The following is a 22,572-nucleotide window of genomic DNA, read 5'->3' on the forward strand; positions in this document are numbered from 1 at the left end:
ATAGTTCTCTGGAGAACTAATTAAGTTACCATGAGAACTATTTTACCATTTTCAGAAAAGATGTCAAGAAAAAAGTTTCCATGAGAACTATTTTAGTTTAAATTGACATTAGGCAATATTTTTTCTATAATAAGCACTAACTACTGTGGATAGAAATCCATTCACTCGATGAAGGGAGAAAACGTTCAAATGAAACCAGAAGAACAAAGAGTTTTAGGAATCTTAGCAACCATTTTTGGAGCCATCGCACTTTTAGGATCTTGGATCCCATTTATTAACTATCTATCGTTTTTCATCGCCATTGTTGCATTTATCTTGGGGATTATCGGCCTTATCGTCAACCTCAAAAAACGGAAAACAATGGCCATTATCGGAACATCCCTTGCAGTTGCTTCAGTTGTACTTTTCTTTACGACCCAGGTACTGTACGCTAATGTCTACAAAGAGTTTGTCAGGGAGTTTAACCGTTCCTACAGCGAGGCGAGTGCCTCAATGGAACGCGAAGAAGAAAGCGACTTGACAGATGATAGCGCCTATTCCATCCCTGAGGAGGAAGAAAACGATACCTTCACCTGGACCCAAGAACAGTTCGACGCCTTAATCGAAGGTGACCTTGACAACAAAGGAAAAGGTGGCACCAACTACAAGGATATTATCAAAAAACACGGACTGCCAGACTCCGAGTTTGACTCCACTATTGGGGGGTACAATACGAGAAAAGTCACCTATATCTCCATTGGTGACAAGATCAAGACGGTTACCCTAACTTTTGCAAAAGATGACAATGGGCAACTCTTGCTCGTTCAAAAACATGCAGTCGGTCTAGGTCTAGAAAAAAGCAAGCAACAAAACGATTCTGAAACTAGAGTCTAAGTTCAAATATCAAAAAAACGAACAGCTAGTAAAACTGTTCGTTTTTCTATTAGAATCCATCTACGTTTGTGTAGATCTTTTGTACGTCTTCGTCGTCCTCAAGAACGCTGTAAAGTTTTTCAAAGGTTTCAAGGTCTTCGCCTGACAATTCCACTTCAGACTGAGGAATCATTTCCAATTCAGTCACTTGGAATTCTTCGATACCAGACTCACGAAGGGCAACGATAGCCTTGTGAAGGTCTGTTGGAGCTGTGTAAACAGTGATTGTTCCTTCTTCTGCTTCTACATCGTCCACATCCACATCTGCTTCTAGCAATTGCTCAAAGACTGCATCAGCGTCCTCACCCGCAAATACGATCACACCCTTGTTATCAAAGAGGTATGAAACTGAACCTGAAGCACCCATGTTTCCGCCGTTTTTACCAAAAGCTGCACGGACATTGGCTGCGGTACGGTTGACGTTTGAAGTCAAGGTATCCACAATCAACATAGAACCATTTGGTCCAAAACCTTCGTAACGTCCTTCTGTAAAGGTTTCGTCTGTGTTTCCTTTTGCTTTATCAATCGCTTTATCGATAACGTGTTTTGGCACTTGGGCTTGTTTCGCACGGTCGATAACGAATTTCAAAGCAGTGTTTGATTCTGGGTCTGGATCACCTTTTTTAGCTGCTACATAGATTTCTACACCAAATTTTGCATATACTTTAGAGTTAGCTCCATCTTTAGCCGTTTTCTTGGCTACGATATTGGCCCATTTACGTCCCATTAGGAATCTCCTTTTTTCACATTTTAATCTTTCTTATTATAACACAAGTTTTTTCGATTTTCACTAGAGGAAATGGATTTTATTCAGCAAATCCAGCTAGGATTGTCCTTTGGCTGCCAAGATTGCCTTGCCTTCTTTTATCAGGGGATGGCGGAAAAGTGAAAAGTACAGTTGGGTAGTCATGGCAACCCAGATAAGGGGTTCGCAAAAGATGACTCCCCTATACCCTGCCCAAGGGATAATCAAGACCACAAAAACGATTTTCCCGATTAGTTCTATAAAGCTGGAAACTAGAGGAAGGACTTTCTGCCCCAATCCCTGCAAGCAATTGCGATAAATCAGCAAAAGGCTCAAAATCGGATAAAAGACTGAACTGATTTGCAGGTAGAGGCTACCATTTTCTACCAAGTAGGTATCTGTCGAACTGGCCAAGAAAGAAACCAAGCTAGGACTGGCAAAAAAGAGGAAGATACAAACAAAACCTGCCCAGGACATACTCAAACGACTCCCAATACCAAGACCTTGGACTATGCGATCTGGTCGCTTGGCTCCTAGATTTTGAGAGGCAAAGGTCGTCATAGCAGAAGAAATAGCCGTCATTGGAAGGAGAGCAAAGGCCATAATCCGTCGAGCTGCTGTTTGTGCACTAATAATCACAGCTCCAAAAGTATTGACAGAAGACTGTAAAATCACGCTACCAATGGACACAATGGAACTCATCAGACCCATAGCCAAACCTTGCTCCAAGAGATCCGCATACAAGGCCTTGTTCCATTTAAAATGCTTGAGTTGAGGAAGCAGTTCTGGAACACTCTTACGGATATAGAAAAAGCAAAGAACCGCTGACAACCCTTGTGAGATAATGGTAGCAAGTCCCGCAGATTGAACACCCAGTTGCAGTTGCGTAATAAAATAGAGATCGAGAATCACATTGACCAGAGCAGAGAAAATCAGAAATCCAAGAGCTGCTAGACTGTCTCCAATGGACCGCAACAAACCTGCAAAGAGATTATAGGCAAAGCTGACACCGGCACAAGTCACAATCATAGAAATATATTGGTAGGATTGAGGAAGGATTTCTACAGGAGTATCTAAATATTGCAAGAGAGGATACAGACCGACAAATCCCATCAGCATGACCACAATACTCAAAAGAGCACCTAAAATCCAGGTGGCTGCTACTGCTTCCTTGATCTTTGTAAAATTACGAGCCCCATAATAGCGGGCAATGACGATCCCCATGCCATTTCCAACACCAAGCGTAAAGCCTATAATCAAGTCAAAAATGGCAGTTGTCGCCCCTACTGCTGCCAAGGAATCTTGACCAAGAAATCGTCCAACAATCAAGACGTCAGCTGTATTATAGAGCTGTTGGAAAATATTTGACAGCAAGATTGGAAAGGCAAAGCTTAACAGCGCAGGAAGAATAGGACCATGTATCAAGTCCACGGATCGTTTCTTATTCATAAAGCTATTATATCAGCTTTCTAAAGGAGCGACAAGGCTCTATCACTAAGTTTGCAATCAATTGCTTACAGAGAGACAATTTGCTATAATCAAGAAAAGGAGTTCATTTATGAGTTTGACCAGTCAATTAATTACCGATGTATTTCCTGATCTAGATAAGGTTGAAAAGCTAAACAAGGAAGCATTCCCCGAGGAAGAACGAGTTCCTCTGTCAGAGTTCTTGCGCTATCAAGACCGAGAAGACGCCCACTTTTTTGCCTTTTATAACCAAGAAGAGTTTGTCGGCTTTGCTTTTGCCATCTCCAATCCAAAGGCCTTCTATATCAGCTTTTTTGCCATTATGCCCCACTTGAGAAGCCACGGATATGGAAAAGAAATCATCGAAAAGCTGACTGATTTTTATCAGCGAACCATGTTACTAGAAGTCGAGCGATTGGACGAAGAATGCGATAACTTGGAGCAGAGAAAGGCCCGCATGGATTTCTATCACCAAAATGGTTTCAAAACAGCCAACGCTTTTCTAGAGTACGATGGTTTGAGTTTTGAAATTCTCTACCGTGGCGACCATTTTGACGAAGAAGCCTATCGCGACATCTTCCAAAAGCTACAGAATGAACATTATTTTGACTTTCATATAGAGTATCGTCGTTTTAGTGACCATTAAACAAGACTTATCCATCTGGTGAAGAATCTCTCTTTTTCGATAGAAGCTACATATAAAAATGCATGTAATATACGATTACATGCATTTTTTATTTTCAACTAATCAGAATAAACTTTTATTCTCTCTATGGCTTAAGCTTCTGCATTGCCTTCTGGAAGAAGGAAGTAGAGAACAGCATAAGCTAAGATTCCAGAACCACCAAGTAGGGTGAAGATGATCCAAAGTGCACGAACAAGTGTGTGGTCCATGTTAAAGTAGTCACCGATACCAGCACATACACCAGCAATCTTTTTGTCTTGTACATTACGAACAAGGCGTTTTTCCATTATAGTAGTCTCCTTTTTATAGAATGATTTAATTTTTTTGATTAAATACTCTTTTTTTACGCTTTTGAAGCTATGGAGACTTAATAATTAAACATAAAAAGCAGAGAAGGACTTCTCCGCTTTTATTTTTAATCTTCAATTTCGATTTCGAGTCCGTCGCCTAGGTCAAGTGTTACTTCTTGGTTAGGTGCTAGATCTTCTGCAACAGAGGTAGGAGTTGTTCTTTCTTCATCTTCAATCAAACCATATTGAACACGGACTTGGTGGTCAATGGCATCAAAGATTTCTGGGTGATCCGCCAAGTATTTCTTAGCATTTTCAGATCCTTGTCCGATTTTTTCACCCTTGTAAGAGTACCATGCTCCCGCTTTTTGGATGATATCGAGATCACTTGCGATCTTCAAGAGCTCTCCAGTCTTAGAAATCCCTTCTCCGTACATGATTTCAACAAAGGCTTCCTTAAATGGTGGAGCCACCTTGTTTTTCACGACCTTGATCTTAGTTTCCTTACCGACATTGGTATCTTTTTGGTCACCAGTTCCCTTGATTTGCGTGCTTCCACGAACATCCAAACGGACTGAAGCGTAGAATTTCAAAGCACGTCCACCAGGTGTTGTTTCTGGATTTCCAAACATGACCCCAACTTTTTCACGCAATTGGTTGATAAAGATGGCAATTGTCTTGGTTTTATTGATAGAAGCACCGAGTTTACGCATAGCCTGGCTCATCATTCGAGCCTGCAAACCAACGTGACTGTCTCCAATATCCCCATCAATTTCCGCACGAGGTACAAGGGCCGCAACCGAGTCGATAACGACAAGGTCAACTGCACCTGAGTCAATCAATTTTCCAGCAATTTCAAGACCTTGCTCTCCTGAGTCTGGTTGTGACAAGAGCAATTCGTCAATGTTCACACCGAGGGCTGCGGCATAGGCTGGGTCAAGAGCATGTTCCGCATCGATAAAGGCAGCGATACCGCCTTCTTTTTGTGCTTGCGCAACAGCGTGAAGGGCAACCGTTGTCTTACCAGATGATTCTGGTCCATAGATTTCGATGATACGTCCTTTAGGATAACCACCTGAACCAAGAGCAATATCCAGAGCCAATGAGCCTGAGCTCATCACTTGAACTTTTTGCTCCGCGCGCTCACCCAAGCGCATGATCGAGCCTTTACCAAAGTCTTTTTCGATCAATTTAAGAGCATCGTTCAATGCTTTTTCACGGTCAGCTCCAAATTTTTTCCCAATTTCATCTAATTTTTTTGTTGGTTTTTTCGCCATTTTGTTCTCCTATATTCTACTGGTCCTTAGACCTATCTTTCATTATACCAAAATTTAGTCACTTAATAAAGCCTTGCGAACTAGGTTAAAGGCATGCATGACCGCAATATGTCGAACATCTGCTCGACTCCGTCCTGCTATATTGGCCTTGATCACCTCTGTCCCTTTGGCATGTGCCAGTCCAATAAAAACTGTACCAGCTGGATGACCCTCTAGGCTATCTGGCCCAGCTACACCTGTCAGACTGACACCATAATCAGACTGAGTCTTGATCCGTGCCTGCTCTGCCATTTTTCGAGCCGTAAACTCAGAAACGACCCCGTGTTCTTTTAGCTCTTGCTCGTAAATATCCAACATCTTAGACTTTTCTTCTAGGCTGTAAGTGACAAAACCGCCATTAAAGATTGCTGAAACGCCCGAAAAGTCTGCTAATGTTGCTTGAAAGAGACCTGCCGTCAAGCTTTCTGCCGCAGTAATTCTTTTCTGTCTCTTCTTTAGCTCTTCTACAACGACACTTGCGAGACTGGTTTCTTCCCCATATCCATAACAGATGTCTCGTAGAGAAATTCCCTCGAAAGTTTGGCGACTCAAGATTTGATTTTCTAAGATATCCAGTGCTTGATCAGCCCTTTCTTGACTAACTGCTTTTGTAGACAAACGCAAGGTCACTTCTCCCGTCTTGGCATACGGCGCCAAGGTCGGATCGGTTTGATGGTCAATCAAATCCGCCAAAATGGTCACCAACTGACTCTCACCAATTCCAAAGAAACGGAGCACTCGTGAGTAGAGCTTAGCACCAGTCATTAACTTGGGTAAGAGTTGATTTAAGACCATAGGTTTCAATTCACTAGGTGGTCCTGGGAGGACCACGTAGGTCACGCCATCCACTTCCGACACCCCTCCTACTGCTAAACCTGTCTCATTTGGCAGTGGAGTCGCCCCTTCTACAATTTGGGCTTGGCGCTCATTATTCGGTGTCCGAGCATAGTCAGGTCTATGAGCAAAGAAAATATCCAGTTTCTCTTGCGCTTGAGGGTCAAACACTAGATCTTTTCCCAAAAATTTTGCCAGGGTTTGTTTGGTCAAATCATCCTCGGTTGGTCCCAAGCCCCCTGTCAAAATCACAAGATTACTACGTTGACTCGCAATCTCAAGCAAGGACAAAAGACGAGCTTCATTATCTCCAACAGCTGTTTGGAAGTAGACATCTACCCCGATTTCGGCTAGTTTCTCTGATAAAAACTGAGCATTGGTATTGACAATCTGCCCTGTTAAAATTTCTGTTCCAACAGCAATAATTTCTGCTTTCATGTTTCCTCCTACTTATCTATTCGAATTTTTTTGAAAAAATCGCAGGAAATTTCCCACGATTTGATTCTTTTCTTATTCTGCTTCTTCGTTTGAAGCGTTCGTACTGGTTGAAGGTGCTGTCCGACCAAAGGCTGTTTCGTACAGTACCGCATTGGTTTCCAATTCTGTCACTGGCTCTTTACCTAGCGAACTACGCAAGAGATTTTGCATTTCGAGCATATGTTCTGAAGTGACAATCTGATAAGAAATTCCCTGTAGCTCAGCATCTTCCCCACGCAATTGATGCGTTTCGATATTCTTGAAGGAATCTTGATAGCCGAGCAATTGTGGAATGCTCTTAGCTGACAAGTCCACATTGGTCTGCATGTTATCACTCAAAGCTTTGAGGATACCTTGATAATGACTCACACTGTTTAGGCTCAAAACCTTCTCAACGATCTTTTGAATAACTTCACGTTGACGTTTTTGACGACCATAGTCTCCCTCTGGGTCTTGGTAACGCATCCGTGAATACACCAGAGCTTCCTCCCCATTCAAGGTTTGTTCTCCAACACCGATAGAAATCTTATTAAACTCCTCTTGGTCAGCAATCGAAATTGGGAAACCGAGTGTATTGTTGACGGTGATCCCACCAACTGCATCCACCAATTGTTGAAGTCCCTGCATGTTAACCATGACATAGCGGTCAATGTGGATATTCATCATCTTTTGAATAGTAGAAATTGCAAGTTCCGCACCACCATTAGCATAGGCCGCATTGAGTTTAGCTTCCTGAATTTGACCGTTTCCAGTCTCAATCTTGGTCAAAATATCCCGTTCCAAACTCATCATTGTGGTTTTCTTTGTTTTAGGATTAACCGTCAAGAGAATCATGGAATCACTATTTCCCGCCCACGGGTCTGTACGTTCCACATTTCCCGTATCTACACCCATCAAAAGGATGGTCAGAGGCTCCGTCGCTTCGATAACGTTGGTTTCTTCCCCGATTTTTTTGTAAGTCTTTTTACTTAGGGTTTCTGTTCCCTGTTGGTAGATGGTATAGCCATAAACCGCTACACCTAAAACTGTTACTGCTAGGAAACCTAGCACCATTCCAATTAATTTTTTGATCATCTCGTTATTCATCTATCAGTCTGCCCATAAGGCAAACATCTAAAAATGTCCCTTCTGCTAAATAGGCTCCTCTTTCTTGCAAGCCTTCTGTTATAAATCCCATTTTTGAATAGAGGTGGATCGCAGCCTCGTTTCGTTTTTGTACACTAAGTTGCAAACGGCGCAAGACGCCACTGACTTTAGCCCACTCGATGCCTTCTTCTAGAAGTATAGTCGCCAAGCCTTGGTTCCAGAATTTCTTTCGAACTGCTAGAAAAACATCACCGATATGTCGAACTCTTAAATGTTGGTCCGCTGTGATATTTAAAACTCCTGCAATCTCATCATTCAGTAAGGCGAGGAGAGTAATTTGATTCTCTGATGCAGCTTGTTTTTCGATAAAAAGAGCCATTTCAGAAGCTGTCATCATAATACCATTTTCATCCAAGCTGGTAAAATCTGTCTCTTGACCGACACAATCTAAAAATGCAATTAAGGCTGTAGCATCTGAAATCTCTGCCTCACGAATACACAACTCATACTCCATCTTGAAGCTCCTTGATGAGTTGTTCAGCCCGAGAGCCATGAGCCGTAAAATGAAGACAACGACCCTCAGCTTCTTTCAAAATTTCCAACTCCAAGTAAGAATCTGGTAAATCTTCACCCAAAAGATGCCCCCACTCAATAACAGTCACACCACCACCGAAGAGAAACTCATCCAAGTCAATAGAATCAGCATCACCTTCGATACGGTAGACATCCAAGTGGTAAAGTGGCAAACGCCCTTCGTACTCTCTGACAATGGTATAGGTTGGACTTTTAATCATTTGACGGATATCCAAGCCCTTAGCAAGGCCTTTTGTAAAGGTTGTTTTACCCGCTCCCAACTCTCCAGTCAAGATCAGAACATCGTCTTTTTGAAGCAAATGACCTAATCTTTCTCCGAGAGCTAGAAGCTCTTCTTCATTTTTTGTGCGCATGCTACTATTATACCAAAAAGTTTTCTTTTGTGTGAATTTTCTTTATGAACTTACTATAACAATTTTGAAAAATTCTCCTCTACTTAAAAGAATACAACTATTGAAAAAACAAACATGATATCCCGAATCAGGTGTCCATAAAAGGAGATTTCCCTTTGGATACATTTGGGAAAAAGGAAACGTGCGCATAGAAAACCAACACTGATATAAAGAAGAATCGAGGAAATCACTATGGGGTTCCTCAAGAAAACTATCGTAGCTAGAACGGAAATGACGACTGTTTTCTTTTTATTTAGGTGATTTTCTATATCGCGAAAAATTTTATCAAAAGGTAAGAAAATCAATAGATCTACTCCTAGCAAGAAAAAGAAGGAGGGTAAAAAGAGGTCAACCAATTCCTGCTGCAATTTGCTAGTGGTTTGGATGCTTTCTGAGAGAACCAGACAGGTTGCCAGAAGATTGACTACTAAAAGGAGGCAATAAACAAGACTCACTTTCTTTTGAACATGTAAAATACTATGTCTAGACTGGTCTGCTGTATGGAAATAATTTATCCCAGCGCACAAAACAGAAATTCCTACTATTAAAATTAAAAAATAAGCATTGGTCTGTTTTAAAGATAAAAAGGATTCTTTCCATAATAGACAACTACTAAAACTAATCTGGACGACTGCAATCAGTAACAATAGGCGAATTGATTTTACCATTTCTTTTCCCTCCCTATATGGGATTATACCTTGTGAGGAGTTTGAAATGATCGTTACCGCCTCAAGTGTCCTTTTTTTGTGCTCAACTGACCAAAAAACAGCTCTGTTGTGTACAGAACTGTTCTTTTACCAGTCTAATCCTTAAACCAGAGAGCAATTTCACGTTTTGCAGAAGCTTCAGAATCGGAGCCATGAACTACATTTTGAATGGCTTGATTGTCTCCTGCAGCCTTGGCAAAATCTCCTCGGACAGTTCCTGGCAGAGCTTCTTCTGGACGAGTAGCACCCATCATGGTCCGCCAAGTTTCAATCACTTTCGGTCCTGATAGAATGCCCACCACTACCGGTCCTGAAGTCATAAACTGACGGATAGGAGGATAAAAACTTTTTTCAACCAAGTCTTGATAGTGTTGATCAATCAAAGCTTCTGAAACTGCTGAACGTAACTCTAATTTTTCGAGTTTGAAACCTCGTTGTTCCATTCTTTGCAGAATTTCGCCAACCAGCCCTCTTTTCACACCATCTGGCTTAATGATAAAGAATGTTTGTTCCATACGGACACCTCCTTGGCATTTTAGTTCTTCTATTCTACCACACTTTATGAAAAAGTGGGAAAATTTTCTGAAATGAAACAAAGAGAACCCAAAGGTTCTCTTGTTTGCTTTTATTCTACTGTTTCTTCAACTTGGATTTCTACAGCTTCTTCTACTGGAGCATTTTCTGTCCCTTCTTGTTCTGGAGCCAGATATTCTGCTTCATTGATAGCTTGTGGTTCAAGGTTACGGTAGCGAGCCATACCAGTACCTGCTGGGATGATCTTACCAATGATAACATTCTCCTTGAGTCCAAGGAGATGATCTTTCTTACCACGGATGGCCGCATCTGTAAGGACACGAGTTGTCTCCTGGAAGGAAGCCGCTGACAAGAAACTGTTGGTTTCAAGTGAGGCTTTGGTAATTCCCATAAGAACTGGACGACCTGTCGCTGGAACTCCACCTGCGATAAGAACATCCTTGTTGGCATCTGTAAAGTCGTTGATGTCCATGAGGGTACCCATGAGAAGATCTGTGTCACCTGGATCCATGACACGAACTTTACGGATCATTTGACGAACCATTACCTCGATGTGCTTGTCACCGATTTCTACCCCTTGGCTACGGTAAACTTTTTGTACTTCACCAAGAAGGTAAGTTTCAACTGACAAGACATCACGAACAGCAAGGAGACGTTTCGGTTGGATAGAACCTTCTGTCAATGCTGCACCGCGAGAGACTTGGTCTCCAACTTCGACACGCATACGGGCTGTAAATGGCACCACGTATTCACCTTCACCAGTTTCACCCTTAACGAAGACTTTCTTAGTACGAGTTGACGCGTCTTCTTCGATAGCTGTAACTTGTCCTTTGACCTCTGTGATGACCGCTTCCCCTTTAGGATTGCGGGCTTCAAAGATTTCTTGGACACGAGGAAGACCCTGAGTGATATCGGTATTTGAGGCAACCCCACCCGTGTGGAAGGTACGCATTGTAAGCTGTGTACCAGGTTCCCCGATAGATTGGGCAGCGATTGTACCAACTGCTTCACCAACTTCAACCGCATCACCAGTCGCCAAGTTGATACCGTAACAGTGACGGCAGACACCATGACGAGTGTTACATGTAAATACGGAACGGATAGTCACTTCTTCCACACCAGCATTGACAATTTCACGCGCCTTGTCTTCTGTAATCAACTCATTTGGACCGATGATCACTGCACCAGTTTCTGGATGTTTAACAGTTTTCTTAGTGTAACGACCGTTGAGGCGTTCTTCGAGAGACTCGATCATCTCTTTTCCTTCTGCGATAGAACGAATCAAGAGACCACGGTCTGTTCCACAGTCGTCCTCACGGATGATCACATCTTGGGCAACGTCAACCAAACGACGAGTCAAGTAACCTGAGTCGGCTGTCTTAAGGGCCGTATCGGTCATACCTTTACGGGCACCGTGAGTTGAGAAGAACATTTCGAGTACTGACAAACCTTCGCGGAAGTTTGAAAGGATTGGCAATTCCATGATACGTCCGTTCGGAGCGGCCATCAGACCACGCATACCGGCAAGCTGTGAGAAGTTTGAGATGTTACCACGGGCTCCAGAGTCCATCATCATAACGATTGGGTTCTTAGGATCTTGGTTGGCAACCAAACGTTTCTCCAATTTTTCACGAGCTGCACGCCATTCAGCTGTAACAGCGTTGTAGCGCTCATCGTCCGTAATCATACCACGACGGAATTGTTTGGTGATTTGTTCTACACGTTTGTGTGATTCTTCGATGATTTCAGCCTTGTCTTCAACAACTGGGATATCGGCAATACCCACTGTCAAACCTGCAAGAGTTGAGTGGTGATAACCGAGGTTCTTCATGCGGTCAAGTAGGGCAGAAGTTTCTGTCGTACGGAAACGTTTGAAGATTTCAGCGATGATATTCCCAAGATTTTTCTTCTTGAATGGAGGGTTGAGTTCAAGATTGCGAATAGCTTCCTTGATATCTCCACCTAGTGGCAAGAAGTACTTAGCTGGAACACCTTCTGTTAAGTTAGCATTTGTAGGTTCTTGTAAGTAAGGCAGACCCTCTGGCATGATGTCATTGAAGAGGATTTTACCAACTGTTGTCAGCAAGACCTTGTGTTTTTGTTCTTCAGTCCAAGGTTTGTTGAGGCTGTCTGTTGCAATACCAACACGTGAGTGGAGGTGAACATAACCATTACGATAAGCCATAACCGCTTCGTCACGGTCTTTGAAGACCATTCCTTCCCCTTCACGACCATCTTCTTCCATGGTCAAGTAGTAATTACCCAAAACCATGTCCTGAGAAGGAGTAACAACTGGTTTACCATCTTTCGGGTTCAAGATATGCTCAGCAGCAAGCATAAGGATACGAGCTTCTGCTTGAGCTTCTTCTGAAAGTGGTACGTGGATGGCCATTTGGTCCCCGTCAAAGTCGGCATTGTAGGCTTCACAGACAAGTGGGTGCAAGCGAAGGGCCTTACCATCAATCAAGACTGGCTCGAAGGCTTGGATACCCAAACGGTGAAGGGTCGGTGCGCGGTTCAAAAGCACTGGGTGTTCTTTAATCACTTCTTCGAGGATATCCCAGATACGTTCGTCTCCGCGTTCTACCAAGCGTTTTGCTGCTTTCACGTTTTGCACGATGTCACGCGCAACGATTTCACGCATGACGAATGGTTTAAAGAGCTCAATCGCCATTTCGCGTGGCACACCACATTGGTACATCTTAAGCGTTGGACCAACGGCGATAACGGAACGTCCTGAGAAGTCAACACGTTTACCGAGCAAGTTTTGACGGAAGCGTCCTTGTTTCCCTTTAAGCATGTGGCTCAATGATTTAAGCGGACGGCTACCTGGTCCTGTGATCGGGCGACCACGACGACCATTGTCAATCAAAGCGTCAACCGCTTCTTGAAGCATACGCTTCTCATTTTGAACGATGATACCTGGTGCATTCAACTCAAGCAAACGAGCCAAACGGTTGTTACGGTTGATAACACGGCGATAAAGGTCATTCAAGTCAGATGAGGCAAAGCGGCCACCATCCAACTGCAACATTGGACGAAGATCTGGTGGAATAACCGGAAGGATGTTGAGAACCATCCATTCAGGTTTGTTTCCAGACTTGTAAAAGGCATCCAAAACATCCAAACGGCGGATGGCTTTGACACGTTTTTGTCCAGTAGCTGTTTTCAACTCTTCTTTGAGTTCAGCAATTTCTTTTTCAAGATCTACTTGTTTCAAAAGGTCTTGGATGGCTTCGGCACCCATCTTGGCAACGAATGATCCATAACCATACTCACGCAAGCGCTCACGGTATTCGCGCTCTGTCATGATAGACTTGTGCTCAAGTGGTGTATCCTTAGGATCAATCACCACGTAAGCCGCAAAGTAGATAACTTCCTCGAGGGCACGAGGACTCATATCAAGGGTCAAGCCCATACGGCTTGGAATCCCCTTGAAGTACCAGATGTGAGATACAGGAGCCTTCAACTCGATGTGCCCCATACGCTCACGACGAACTTTCGTACGCGTTACTTCAACCCCACAGCGGTCACAAACAATCCCTCTGTAACGAATGCGTTTGTACTTACCACAAGCACATTCCCAGTCTTTTGTAGGACCAAAGATGACTTCGTCAAAGAGTCCTTCACGTTCTGGTTTCAAGGTACGGTAATTGATTGTTTCAGGTTTCTTGACTTCTCCATAAGACCATGAACGGACTTTGCTTGGAGAAGCTAGGGTGATTTGCATACTTTTAAAACGATTTACATCAACCACTATTTCTTCCCTTTCTATTCTAAGTGAACTGCCTATTCTTGTTCAGCAGCTTCTTCTGTTGCTTCCGCTTTTGTTGCTTTCTCAGCTTCTTCAGCTTCAAAGGCTGCTTTAGCCTCTTGGGCTGCTTTTTCGCGGGCTTTTTCAAGGTCATCTACGTGGATGACATCTTCGTCCATTCCTTCATCCAAGTCGCGAAGTTCCACTTCTTGGTCATCTTCGTCAAGGACACGCATGTCAAGACCAAGAGATTGCAATTCTTTGACAAGAACTCGGAAGGATTCTGGAACACCTGGTTTTGGAATTGGTTTTCCTTTTGTAATGGCTTCATAAGCTTTCAAACGTCCGTTGATATCGTCAGACTTGTAGGTCAAGATTTCTTGAAGGACATTTGACGCACCGTAGGCTTCAAGAGCCCAAACCTCCATCTCACCGAAACGTTGTCCACCAAACTGAGCTTTACCTCCGAGTGGCTGTTGAGTAACGGTTGAGTAAGGTCCGACTGAACGCGCGTGCAATTTATCGTCAACCATGTGGTGGAGTTTGATCATGTACATGACACCAACTGATACACGATTGTCAAATGGCTCACCTGTACGTCCATCGTAAAGGATTGTCTTGGCATCGCTATCCATCCCTGCTTCTTTGACAGTGTCCCAAAGGTCTTCAGAACTTGCTCCGTCAAAGACTGGTGTTGCGATGTGGATACCAAGAGTACGAGCTGCCATACCAAGGTGGAGTTCCATAACCTGACCGATATTCATACGTGATGGCACCCCAAGTGGGTTCAACATGATATCGACTGGAGTTCCATCTGGAAGGTAAGGCATGTCTTCTACAGGAACGATACGAGAGACAACCCCTTTGTTTCCGTGACGTCCGGCCATCTTATCTCCGACCTTGATCTTACGTTTTTGAGCGATGTAGACGCGAACCAGCATGTTAACACCTGATTGCAACTCATCTCCATTTGCACGTGTAAAGATTTTAACATCACGAACAACACCATCGGCACCGTGTGGTACACGAAGCGAGGTATCACGTACTTCACGAGACTTGTCTCCGAAGATAGCGTGCAAGAGACGTTCTTCGGCTGAGAGGTCTTTCTCACCTTTAGGTGTGACTTTACCTACAAGAATATCTCCTTCTTTAACCTCAGCACCGATACGGATAATCCCCATTTCGTCAAGGTCTTTAAGAGCATCTTCACCAACGTTTGGAATTTCACGAGTAATTTCTTCAGGCCCAAGCTTTGTATCGCGCGTTTCTGATTCATATTCTTCGAGGTGGACAGATGTGTAGACATCGTCTTTGACCAAGCGTTCGCTCATGATAACGGCATCCTCGAAGTTGTAACCTTCCCATGTCATGTAGGCAACGATTGGATTTTGTCCAAGCGCCATTTCCCCTTTTTCCATAGAAGGTCCGTCAGCGATAAAGTCGCCTTTTTCAACGACATCGCCAACTTTAACGAGAGTGCGTTGGTTGTAGGCAGTACCTGAGTTTGAACGACGGAATTTTTGGATGTGGTAAACATCTAGTGAACCATCTTCACGACGAACTTCTACCTTGTCAGCATCTGCGTAAGTAACTTTACCATCATACTGAGCAATAACAGCAGCACCAGAGTCATGAGCTGCTTGGTATTCCATACCAGTACCAACGTAAGGAGCTTTTGGATCAATCAAAGGCACAGCCTGACGTTGCATGTTGGCACCCATGAGAGCACGGTTGGAGTCATCGTTTTCCAAGAAAGGAATACATGCAGTCGCAACGGCAACTACCTGTTTTGGTGATACGTCCATGTAGTCAACAACATTAGCTGGATACTCCTGGTTGACCCCTTGATGACGTCCCATGACAACTTTCTCAGCAAAGGTACCGTCCTCGTTAAGACGAGAGTTAGCCTGCGCTACAGTAAATTCATCTTCTTCATCGGCTGTCAACCAAACGATTTCGTTTGTGACTACACCAGTTTCACGGTCAACCTTACGGTATGGTGTTTGAACAAAACCATACTTGTTCAAGTGCCCGTAAGATGACAAGTTATTGATCAAACCGATGTTAGGTCCTTCAGGTGTCTCGATTGGACACATACGACCATAGTGAGTATAGTGCACGTCACGGACTTCATATCCAGCACGGTCACGAGTCAAACCACCAGGTCCCAAGGCTGACAAACGACGTTTGTGAGACAACTCAGAAAGCGGGTTGTGTTGGTCCATGAACTGTGACAACTGTGATGAACCAAAGAATTCTTTAACCGCAGCTGTTACAGGACGGATGTTGATAATTTGTTGTGGTGTTAAAACTTCATTGTCCTGAACAGACATACGTTCACGGACATTACGTTCCATACGAGAAAGTCCAAGACGTACTTGGTTAGCAAGCAATTCACCAACTGCACGGATACGACGGTTCCCAAGGTGGTCGATATCATCCACACGTCCGATACCTTCTGCCAAGTTAAGGAAGTAGCTCATCTCTGCAAGGATATCCGCAGGAGTTACAACACGAACCTTGTCGTCTGGATTGGCATTTCCGATGATGGTTACAACACGGTCTGAGTCTGTTGGGGCAACAACCTTGAATTTTTGAAGGACAACTGGTTCTGTCAGAACAGCTGCATCGTTTGGAATATAAACGATCTTGTTCAAGTCGCCATCCAAATGACTCTCGATACTTTCAATCACGCTACGAGTCATAACGGTACCAGCTTCTACCAAGATTTCACCAGTTTCAGGGTCTACCAATGGCTCCGCAATGGTTTGGTTGAGCAAGCGTGTTTTAACGTTGAGTTTTTTATTGATCTTGTAACGACCAACAGCTGCCAAATCGTAGCGACGTGGATCAAAGAAACGTGCTACAAGCAAGCTACGTGAGCTTTCAGCAGTCTTAGGTTCACCTGGACGAAGGCGTTCGTAGATTTCTTTCAAGGCTTCGTCTGTACGAGAGTCCATTGGATTCTTGTGAATATCTTTTTCAACGGTGTTGCGAACCAATTCGCTATCACCAAAGATATCAAAGATTTCATCATCACCTGAGAAACCAAGCGCACGAACCAAGGTTGTAAATGGAATCTTACGAGTACGGTCGATACGAGTATAAGCGATGTCTTTTGAGTCGCTTTCCAGTTCCAACCAAGCTCCACGGTTAGGGATAACAGTAGAACCGTAACCCACTTTACCATTCTTGTCTACTTTGTCGTTAAAGTAAACACCTGGTGAGCGGACCAACTGAGAAACGATAATACGTTCACCACCATTGATGATGAAAGTACCCATTTCGGTCATGATTGGGAAATCACCAAAGAAGACTTCTTGGGTCTTGATTTCGCCTGTTTCTTTATTGATCAAGCGGAAGGTTACAAAAATGGGTGCTGAGTAGCTAGCATCGTGGATACGTGCTTCTTCGAGCGTGTATTTTGGTTCCTTGATTTCATAGCCAACAAATTCCAACTCCATTGTGTCTGTGAAGTTTGAAATTGGCAATACATCTTCAAATACTTCCTTAAGACCGTGATCTAGGAAATCTTTGAATGAATCCGTTTGAATTTCAATCAAATTTGGTAAGTCAAGAACTTCTTTGATTCTTGAAAAACTACGACGGGTACGATGTTTCCCGTATTGAACGTCATGTCCTGCCAAGATGATTCTCCTTTGTAAATAAATTCCAAGCCTTGTCAATCAGGCTTTTCTAATCGTCATATGGTTGTAAAACCCCTATCACCGTGTCCCTTTGATCAATTTTCAGAATCTTTAAATCTTTGTTACAAGCACTCAAAAACCTGAAAAAAAGCACAAAAAGAGCAGCTAAATCTGACTTTTCCAGAAGATTTAACTGCTGTGAGCCTTGTCTGGACAATATTTCAGACAAAACCTACGACAAATGATTACTCATATTATACCTTATTTAGCTAGATTTTTCAAGGTTTTTTTACTATTTTTTAAACAATCTTTTCCTATATATTATTTTAAAATTTCAAGAAAATGAAACATTATATTTTCTCTTAAAAGTTGGGAAAACGCTTGCACTAATGTTTACCTCGTGCTATACTGATAGGGAACAACTACACAAGGAGAATTGTGATGAAAAAGATCCCATCTCAAACTGAGAAAAAAATGATTTATGGTATCCGTTCCTTGAAGAACGGAACTGGTTCTGTCCTCATTGGTGCCAGCATTGTCCTGCTTTCTGCTGCAATGCCAACTATTTCGGCCAATGAAAACCTTCCTCAAACTCAGGAAAATACCAGCGCTGTGACCAAGGCCCCTACTGAGACTGAAACGAGTCAAACTCAAAAGGAAACGCCTATTTCTGAACAAAAGAATGCAAACGCTTCCCTTGATTCTAAAAAAGAAGCTCCAGCTGTGGAAACTACTACAGCACTAGAAACACCTAAAACAGAAGATGCTACTACAAGCCAGGCTAACAGCAAGGAAGAGAAAGTAGATGCCAGCACTGCAACGCCAACTTCAGAACAAAAACCACAAGCTGACACATCCTCTGAAGAACCCATCGCAGACAACCACTTCCGTATCCATGTAAAAAAACTCCCTGAAGAGAACAAAGATTCTCAAGGTCTTTGGACTTGGGACGATGTTGAAAAACCGTCTGAAAACTGGCCCAATGGAGCCAAGTCCTTCAAGGATGCCAAGCAAGATGACTACGGCTATTACCTAGATGTCAAACTCAAAAATGAGCAAGCCAAGAAAGTCAGCTTCCTCATCAACAATACCAAGGGGGATAACCTGACGGGAGACCGTTCTGTAGAGCGCCTCTCTCCAAAAATGAATGAGGCCTGGCTAGATGAAAACTACAAGGTATACAACTACCGCCCTCAACCAGCAGGAACTATTCGTGTCAACTACTACCGCACCGATGGAAACTATGACAAAAAATCTCTCTGGTATTGGGGCGATGTTAAAAACCCAAGCAGTGGAGAATGGCCTGACGGTACTGACTTTACAGCAACTGGAAAATATGGCCGTTACATTGATATCCCACTCAATGAAGCTGCAAGAGAATTTGGATTTTTATTACTAGACGAAAGCAAGAAAGGCGATGATGTGAAAATCAGAAAAGAGGATTATAAATTCACTGATCTAAAAAATCACAGTCAGATTTTCCTCAAAGATGATGACGAAACCATCTACACCAACCCCTACTACGTTCACGATATCCGTATGACTGGTGCCCAACACGTGGCTAAATCTCGTATCGAAAGCAGTTTTTCTACCCTCGTTGGAGCTAAGAAAGATGATATCCTCAAACACTCCAGCATCACTGATTACCAAGGGAATAAAGTAGCTATCACAGACGTGGAAGTGGATGAGGCAGGTAAAAAAGTGACCTACATCGGCGACTTCTCTGACACTCAACACCCTTACACTGTCAGCTACAATTCAGACCGCTTTACCACACGTTCAAGCTGGCGCCTCAAGGATGAATCCTACAGTTACGATGGTCCACTCGGCGCAACTCTAAAAGAAGATGGCAAGCGTGTTGACCTCACCCTCTGGTCTCCAAGTGCTGATAAGGTTTCCGTTGTTGTCTATGACAAGAAAGACCCTGAAAAAGTAGTTGGAACTGTCGCCCTTGAAAAAGGAGAAAAAGGAACCTGGAAACAAACTCTGGATGCAAACTCTGGTCTCGGTATCAGCAACTACACTGGCTATTACTACCACTACCAGATCGAGCGCCAAGGTAAAACTGTCCTCGTTCTTGACCCTTATGCCAAATCATTAGCGGCTTGGAACAGTGACCTAGCAAAAACAGATGCCGCTCATAAGGTCGCTAAAGCTGCCTTTGTGAACCCATCTAAACTAGGCCCACAAGACTTGACCTACGGTAAGATTCGCAATTTCAAATCGCGCGAAGATGCTGTCATCTATGAAGCCCATGTTCGTGACTTCACCTCAGATCCTGCCATCGCAAAAGACTTGACCAAGCCATTTGGTACTTTTGAAGCCTTTATCGAAAAATTAGACTATCTCAAAGATTTGGGTGTTACCCACATCCAGCTCCTTCCAGTCTTGTCTTACTACTTTGTCAATGAATTGAAAAACCATGAACGTTTGTCTGCCTACGCTTCAAGCAACAGCAACTACAACTGGGGATATGACCCTCAAAACTACTTCTCCTTGACTGGTATGTACTCAAGCGATCCTAAGGATCCAGAAAAACGTATCGCAGAATTCAAAAATCTCATCAACGAAATCCACAAACGTGGCATGGGGGCTATCCTGGACGTGGTCTACAACCATACTGCCAATGTTGATATTTTTGAAGATATTGAGCCAAACTACTATCACTTTATGGACGCAGACGGAACTCCCCGTACTAGCTTCGGTGGCGGTCGTTTGGGAACTACCCACTACATGTCTAAACGTGTCTTGGTAGACTCTATCAAGTATCTGGTTGAAACCTACAAAGTAGATGGTTTCCGCTTTGATATGATGGGTGACCACGATGCGGCTTCTATCGAAGAAGCTTACAAGGCTGCACGCGCCCTCAATCCAAATCTTATCATGTTAGGTGAAGGCTGGAGAACCTATACTGGTGATGAAAATACGCCTGTACAACCTGCTGACCAAGATTGGATGAAGAAAACAGATACTGTCGCTGTCTTTTCAGACGACATCCGCAACAACCTCAAGTCTGGTTATCCAAACGAAGGTCAACCTGCCTTTATCACAGGTGGCAAACGCGATATCAATACCATCTTTAAAAATCTCACTGCCCAACCAACTAACTTTGAGACTGACAATCCTGGAGATGTTATCCAATATATCGCAGCCCATGATAACTTGACCCTCTTTGACATCATTGCCCAATCTATCAAAAAAGACCCTAGCAAGGCTGAAAACTACGCTGAGATTCATCGTCGTTTGCGACTTGGAAACCTCATGGTCTTGACTGCTCAAGGGACTCCGTTTATCCACTCTGGTCAAGAATACGGACGTACCAAACAATTCCTTGATCCAGCCTATAAGACTCCTGTTCCTGAAGATAAGGTTCCAAACAAGTCTCACTTGTTGCGTGACAAAGACGGCAAGCCATTTGTCTATCCTTACTTTATCCATGACTCTTACGACTCTAGTGATGCTGTCAACAAGTTTGACTGGACCAAAGCTACAGATAGCAAAGCATATCCTGAAAATGTCAAGAGCCGTGACTACATGAAAGGTCTGATCGCTCTTCGTCAATCTACAGACGCTTTCCGACTCAAGAGTCTGCAAGACATCAAAGAGCGCGTCCACCTCATTACTGTTCCAGGACAAAATGGCGTTGAAAAAGAAGATGTGACCATCGGCTACCAAATCACTGCTCCAAACGGTGATGTCTACGCTGTCTTTGTCAATGCGGATGATAAGGCTCGTGAATTTACTCTAGGAACTGCATTTGCTCACTTGAGAAAGGCTGAAGTCCTCGCTGATGAAAACCAAGCCGGACCAGTAGGAATCGCTAACCCTCAAGGTCTCGAATGGACTGAAAAAGGCTTAAAATTGAACGCTCTCACTGCCGTTGTTCTCCGCTTGTCTCAAGGTGGTGCCATTGTCGCTCCAGCTGTGGAAGAAAAACCAGAATTTGACCTTTCTAGCTTGGAAGTCGAACCAGAACAAGGTCAAGCTCAAAACCTAGCAGCCAATCCTGAAACTCAAGAAACTGCTGCAGAGGCTCACTCTCAGAACCTCCTTCCAAACACAGGAACTGAGAGCAAATCCCTCCTTGCCCTTGCTGGATTCAGCATCCTTGCCCTTCTCGGACTTGGATGGTTGATAAAGAACAAGAGAAAGAAATAACACTCAATGAAAATCAAAGGGTAAACTAAGAAGCTAGTCACAGGCTGCTCAAAACACTGGTTTGAGGTTGTAGATAAGGCGAAGCTGACGAGGTTTAAAGAGATTTTCGAAGAGTATAACCTAGCCCTCCTATAGAAAAACACCCTATGATTAGAAGAATCTTCTAGTCATGGGGTGTTGTTTTTATGATACACTTAGCTATCAAATCATATATTCTACACTATAGCTAGCGTCTGATAAGATACGAGCCAGGAACTGCTTGGTTCGTTCTTCTTGTGGACGACTAAAGAAATCGTGGGGATTGTTCTCCTCTACGATACGGCCTCCATCCATGAAAATAACGTGGTTGGCGACATCTCTAGCAAATCCCATCTCATGCGTGACGACCACCATGGTCACACCTTCTCCCGCCAACTGTTTCAGAACATCCAAAACATCTCCAACCAACTCAGGGTCTAGTGCTGATGTTGGTTCATCTAGCAAAATGACCTCGGGTTTGACGGCAATAGCACGCGCAATTCCTATTCGTTGTTGTTGCCCTCCAGATAGTTGTGAAGGGTAGTAGTCTTTGTAGGCCAGTAAACCAACTTTTTCCAAGGCAGATTCTGCACGTTTGAGCGCTTCTTCCTTGGGAACTTTACGAGCCACTATTAGGCCTTCTAGAATATTTTCCAGAGCAGTTTTATTCGCAAAAAGATTGTAGTGCTGGAAAACAAAGGCTGTTTTTTGGCGAATTTCTAGAATGTCTTTCTTGTTCAATTTGGATAAGTCATAGGTTTTTCCTGCCAAGGTCAAACGGCCACTATCAGCTTTTTCTAAGTGGTTGAGACAACGGAGAAAGGTCGTTTTCCCCGAACCTGATGGCCCTAAGATAACGACGACATCCCCTTGGTTGACCTGGAGATTGACATCCTCCAGCACCTGCCTCTCACCAAATGTTTTTGCGATATGTTCTACTTGTAACATCCTGTCCT

General features: G+C 43.4%; 16 protein-coding genes. 3 read left to right on the forward strand and 13 right to left on the reverse strand.

Annotated features, from left to right (window positions below; genetic code table 11):
* Positions 1 to 168: 168 nt before the first annotated feature.
* On the forward strand, positions 169 to 873 hold the full coding sequence (locus NYE79_RS08790) for a CD20-like domain-containing protein (RefSeq protein WP_216728587.1): 705 nt from the start codon (positions 169 to 171) through the stop codon (positions 871 to 873).
* A gap of 49 nt (positions 874 to 922) precedes the next feature.
* Here the strand turns inward: NYE79_RS08790 and NYE79_RS08795 are convergent, their stop codons facing one another.
* Together NYE79_RS08795 and NYE79_RS08800 are read right to left on the reverse strand one after the other, a co-directional pair.
* Positions 923 to 1,639, reverse strand: coding sequence for a YebC/PmpR family DNA-binding transcriptional regulator (locus NYE79_RS08795; RefSeq protein ID WP_000532894.1), 717 nt, complete (start codon positions 1,637 to 1,639; stop codon positions 923 to 925).
* Between the two features lie 96 nt (positions 1,640 to 1,735).
* Positions 1,736 to 3,106, reverse strand: coding sequence for an MATE family efflux transporter (locus NYE79_RS08800; RefSeq protein ID WP_065371556.1), 1,371 nt, complete (start codon positions 3,104 to 3,106; stop codon positions 1,736 to 1,738).
* Between the two features lie 109 nt (positions 3,107 to 3,215).
* Between NYE79_RS08800 and NYE79_RS08805 the strand changes: the two genes are divergently transcribed.
* On the forward strand, positions 3,216 to 3,770 hold the full coding sequence (locus NYE79_RS08805; RefSeq protein ID WP_070656881.1) for a GNAT family N-acetyltransferase: 555 nt from the start codon (positions 3,216 to 3,218) through the stop codon (positions 3,768 to 3,770).
* Between the two features lie 131 nt (positions 3,771 to 3,901).
* Here the strand turns inward: NYE79_RS08805 and NYE79_RS08810 are convergent, their stop codons facing one another.
* From NYE79_RS08810 to rpoB, 10 genes are all read right to left on the reverse strand, one after another.
* Positions 3,902 to 4,096: a PspC domain-containing protein gene (locus NYE79_RS08810; RefSeq protein ID WP_000415528.1), complete on the reverse strand. Its 195-nt coding sequence runs from the start codon at positions 4,094 to 4,096 to the stop codon at positions 3,902 to 3,904.
* A gap of 128 nt (positions 4,097 to 4,224) precedes the next feature.
* Positions 4,225 to 5,376: a recombinase RecA gene (gene recA, locus NYE79_RS08815; protein WP_001085520.1), complete on the reverse strand. Its 1,152-nt coding sequence runs from the start codon at positions 5,374 to 5,376 to the stop codon at positions 4,225 to 4,227.
* A 54-nt stretch (positions 5,377 to 5,430) separates the two neighbouring features.
* Positions 5,431 to 6,687: a competence/damage-inducible protein A gene (locus NYE79_RS08820; RefSeq protein ID WP_000642671.1), complete on the reverse strand. Its 1,257-nt coding sequence runs from the start codon at positions 6,685 to 6,687 to the stop codon at positions 5,431 to 5,433.
* 72 nt (positions 6,688 to 6,759) lie between these two features.
* Positions 6,760 to 7,800: an LCP family protein gene (locus NYE79_RS08825; protein WP_125384748.1), complete on the reverse strand. Its 1,041-nt coding sequence runs from the start codon at positions 7,798 to 7,800 to the stop codon at positions 6,760 to 6,762.
* A 4-nt stretch (positions 7,801 to 7,804) separates the two neighbouring features.
* Positions 7,805 to 8,326, reverse strand: coding sequence for a GNAT family N-acetyltransferase (locus tag NYE79_RS08830; RefSeq protein WP_125384749.1), 522 nt, complete (start codon positions 8,324 to 8,326; stop codon positions 7,805 to 7,807).
* Complete coding sequence (gene tsaE, locus NYE79_RS08835) at positions 8,316 to 8,759, reverse strand: tRNA (adenosine(37)-N6)-threonylcarbamoyltransferase complex ATPase subunit type 1 TsaE (protein ID WP_084881499.1); 444 nt, start codon at positions 8,757 to 8,759, stop codon at positions 8,316 to 8,318. The genes NYE79_RS08830 and tsaE overlap by 11 nt, the downstream gene beginning before the upstream one ends.
* Positions 8,760 to 8,842: 83 nt before the next feature.
* Positions 8,843 to 9,466, reverse strand: a complete 624-nt coding sequence (locus NYE79_RS08840; RefSeq protein ID WP_084881500.1) for a hypothetical protein — start codon at positions 9,464 to 9,466, stop codon at positions 8,843 to 8,845.
* 134 nt (positions 9,467 to 9,600) lie between these two features.
* Positions 9,601 to 10,020 (reverse strand): nucleoside-diphosphate kinase, encoded by a 420-nt coding sequence (ndk, locus tag NYE79_RS08845; protein ID WP_216728589.1) that lies wholly within the window; start codon positions 10,018 to 10,020, stop codon positions 9,601 to 9,603.
* 110 nt (positions 10,021 to 10,130) lie between these two features.
* Positions 10,131 to 13,796 carry a DNA-directed RNA polymerase subunit beta' gene (gene rpoC / locus NYE79_RS08850; RefSeq protein ID WP_216728590.1) on the reverse strand — a complete coding sequence of 1,222 codons (3,666 nt, stop codon included), beginning with the start codon at positions 13,794 to 13,796 and terminating at the stop codon, positions 10,131 to 10,133.
* Positions 13,797 to 13,828: 32 nt separating this feature from the next.
* Positions 13,829 to 17,440, reverse strand: a complete 3,612-nt coding sequence (gene rpoB / locus NYE79_RS08855) for a DNA-directed RNA polymerase subunit beta (protein ID WP_339293692.1) — start codon at positions 17,438 to 17,440, stop codon at positions 13,829 to 13,831.
* 441 nt (positions 17,441 to 17,881) lie between these two features.
* On the opposite strand from rpoB, the gene NYE79_RS08860 reads away from it, so the two are divergent.
* Complete coding sequence (locus NYE79_RS08860) at positions 17,882 to 21,598, forward strand: pullulanase (protein ID WP_251464019.1); 3,717 nt, start codon at positions 17,882 to 17,884, stop codon at positions 21,596 to 21,598.
* A gap of 201 nt (positions 21,599 to 21,799) precedes the next feature.
* On the opposite strand, the gene NYE79_RS08865 is transcribed toward NYE79_RS08860, so the two are convergent.
* Positions 21,800 to 22,564, reverse strand: coding sequence for an amino acid ABC transporter ATP-binding protein (locus tag NYE79_RS08865; RefSeq protein ID WP_339293693.1), 765 nt, complete (start codon positions 22,562 to 22,564; stop codon positions 21,800 to 21,802).
* Between the last annotated feature and the right edge of the window lie 8 nt (positions 22,565 to 22,572).

The sequence above is a fragment of the Streptococcus sp. FSL W8-0197 genome, assembly GCF_037963785.1.
Taxonomy (GTDB): Bacteria; Bacillota; Bacilli; order Lactobacillales; family Streptococcaceae; genus Streptococcus; species Streptococcus oralis_CQ.

What these genes read in the sequence shown, in the direction of transcription:
- NYE79_RS08795 (WP_000532894.1), bottom strand. Translation starts at nt 1,639, where the DNA reads ATGGGACGTAAATGGGCCAATATCGTAGCCAAGAAAACGGCTAAAGAT.
- NYE79_RS08865 (WP_339293693.1), bottom strand. Translation starts at nt 22,564, where the DNA reads ATGTTACAAGTAGAACATATCGCAAAAACATTTGGTGAGAGGCAGGTG.
- NYE79_RS08805 (WP_070656881.1), top strand. Translation starts at nt 3,216, where the DNA reads ATGAGTTTGACCAGTCAATTAATTACCGATGTATTTCCTGATCTAGAT.
- NYE79_RS08800 (WP_065371556.1), bottom strand. Translation starts at nt 3,106, where the DNA reads ATGAATAAGAAACGATCCGTGGACTTGATACATGGTCCTATTCTTCCT.
- NYE79_RS08810 (WP_000415528.1), bottom strand. Translation starts at nt 4,096, where the DNA reads ATGGAAAAACGCCTTGTTCGTAATGTACAAGACAAAAAGATTGCTGGT.
- NYE79_RS08840 (WP_084881500.1), bottom strand. Translation starts at nt 9,466, where the DNA reads ATGGTAAAATCAATTCGCCTATTGTTACTGATTGCAGTCGTCCAGATT.
- NYE79_RS08830 (WP_125384749.1), bottom strand. Translation starts at nt 8,326, where the DNA reads ATGGAGTATGAGTTGTGTATTCGTGAGGCAGAGATTTCAGATGCTACA.
- recA (WP_001085520.1), bottom strand. Translation starts at nt 5,376, where the DNA reads ATGGCGAAAAAACCAACAAAAAAATTAGATGAAATTGGGAAAAAATTT.
- ndk (WP_216728589.1), bottom strand. Translation starts at nt 10,020, where the DNA reads ATGGAACAAACATTCTTTATCATTAAGCCAGATGGTGTGAAAAGAGGG.
- tsaE (WP_084881499.1), bottom strand. Translation starts at nt 8,759, where the DNA reads ATGCGCACAAAAAATGAAGAAGAGCTTCTAGCTCTCGGAGAAAGATTA.
- NYE79_RS08825 (WP_125384748.1), bottom strand. Translation starts at nt 7,800, where the DNA reads ATGATCAAAAAATTAATTGGAATGGTGCTAGGTTTCCTAGCAGTAACA.
- NYE79_RS08860 (WP_251464019.1), top strand. Translation starts at nt 17,882, where the DNA reads ATGAAAAAGATCCCATCTCAAACTGAGAAAAAAATGATTTATGGTATC.
- NYE79_RS08790 (WP_216728587.1), top strand. Translation starts at nt 169, where the DNA reads ATGAAGGGAGAAAACGTTCAAATGAAACCAGAAGAACAAAGAGTTTTA.
- NYE79_RS08820 (WP_000642671.1), bottom strand. Translation starts at nt 6,687, where the DNA reads ATGAAAGCAGAAATTATTGCTGTTGGAACAGAAATTTTAACAGGGCAG.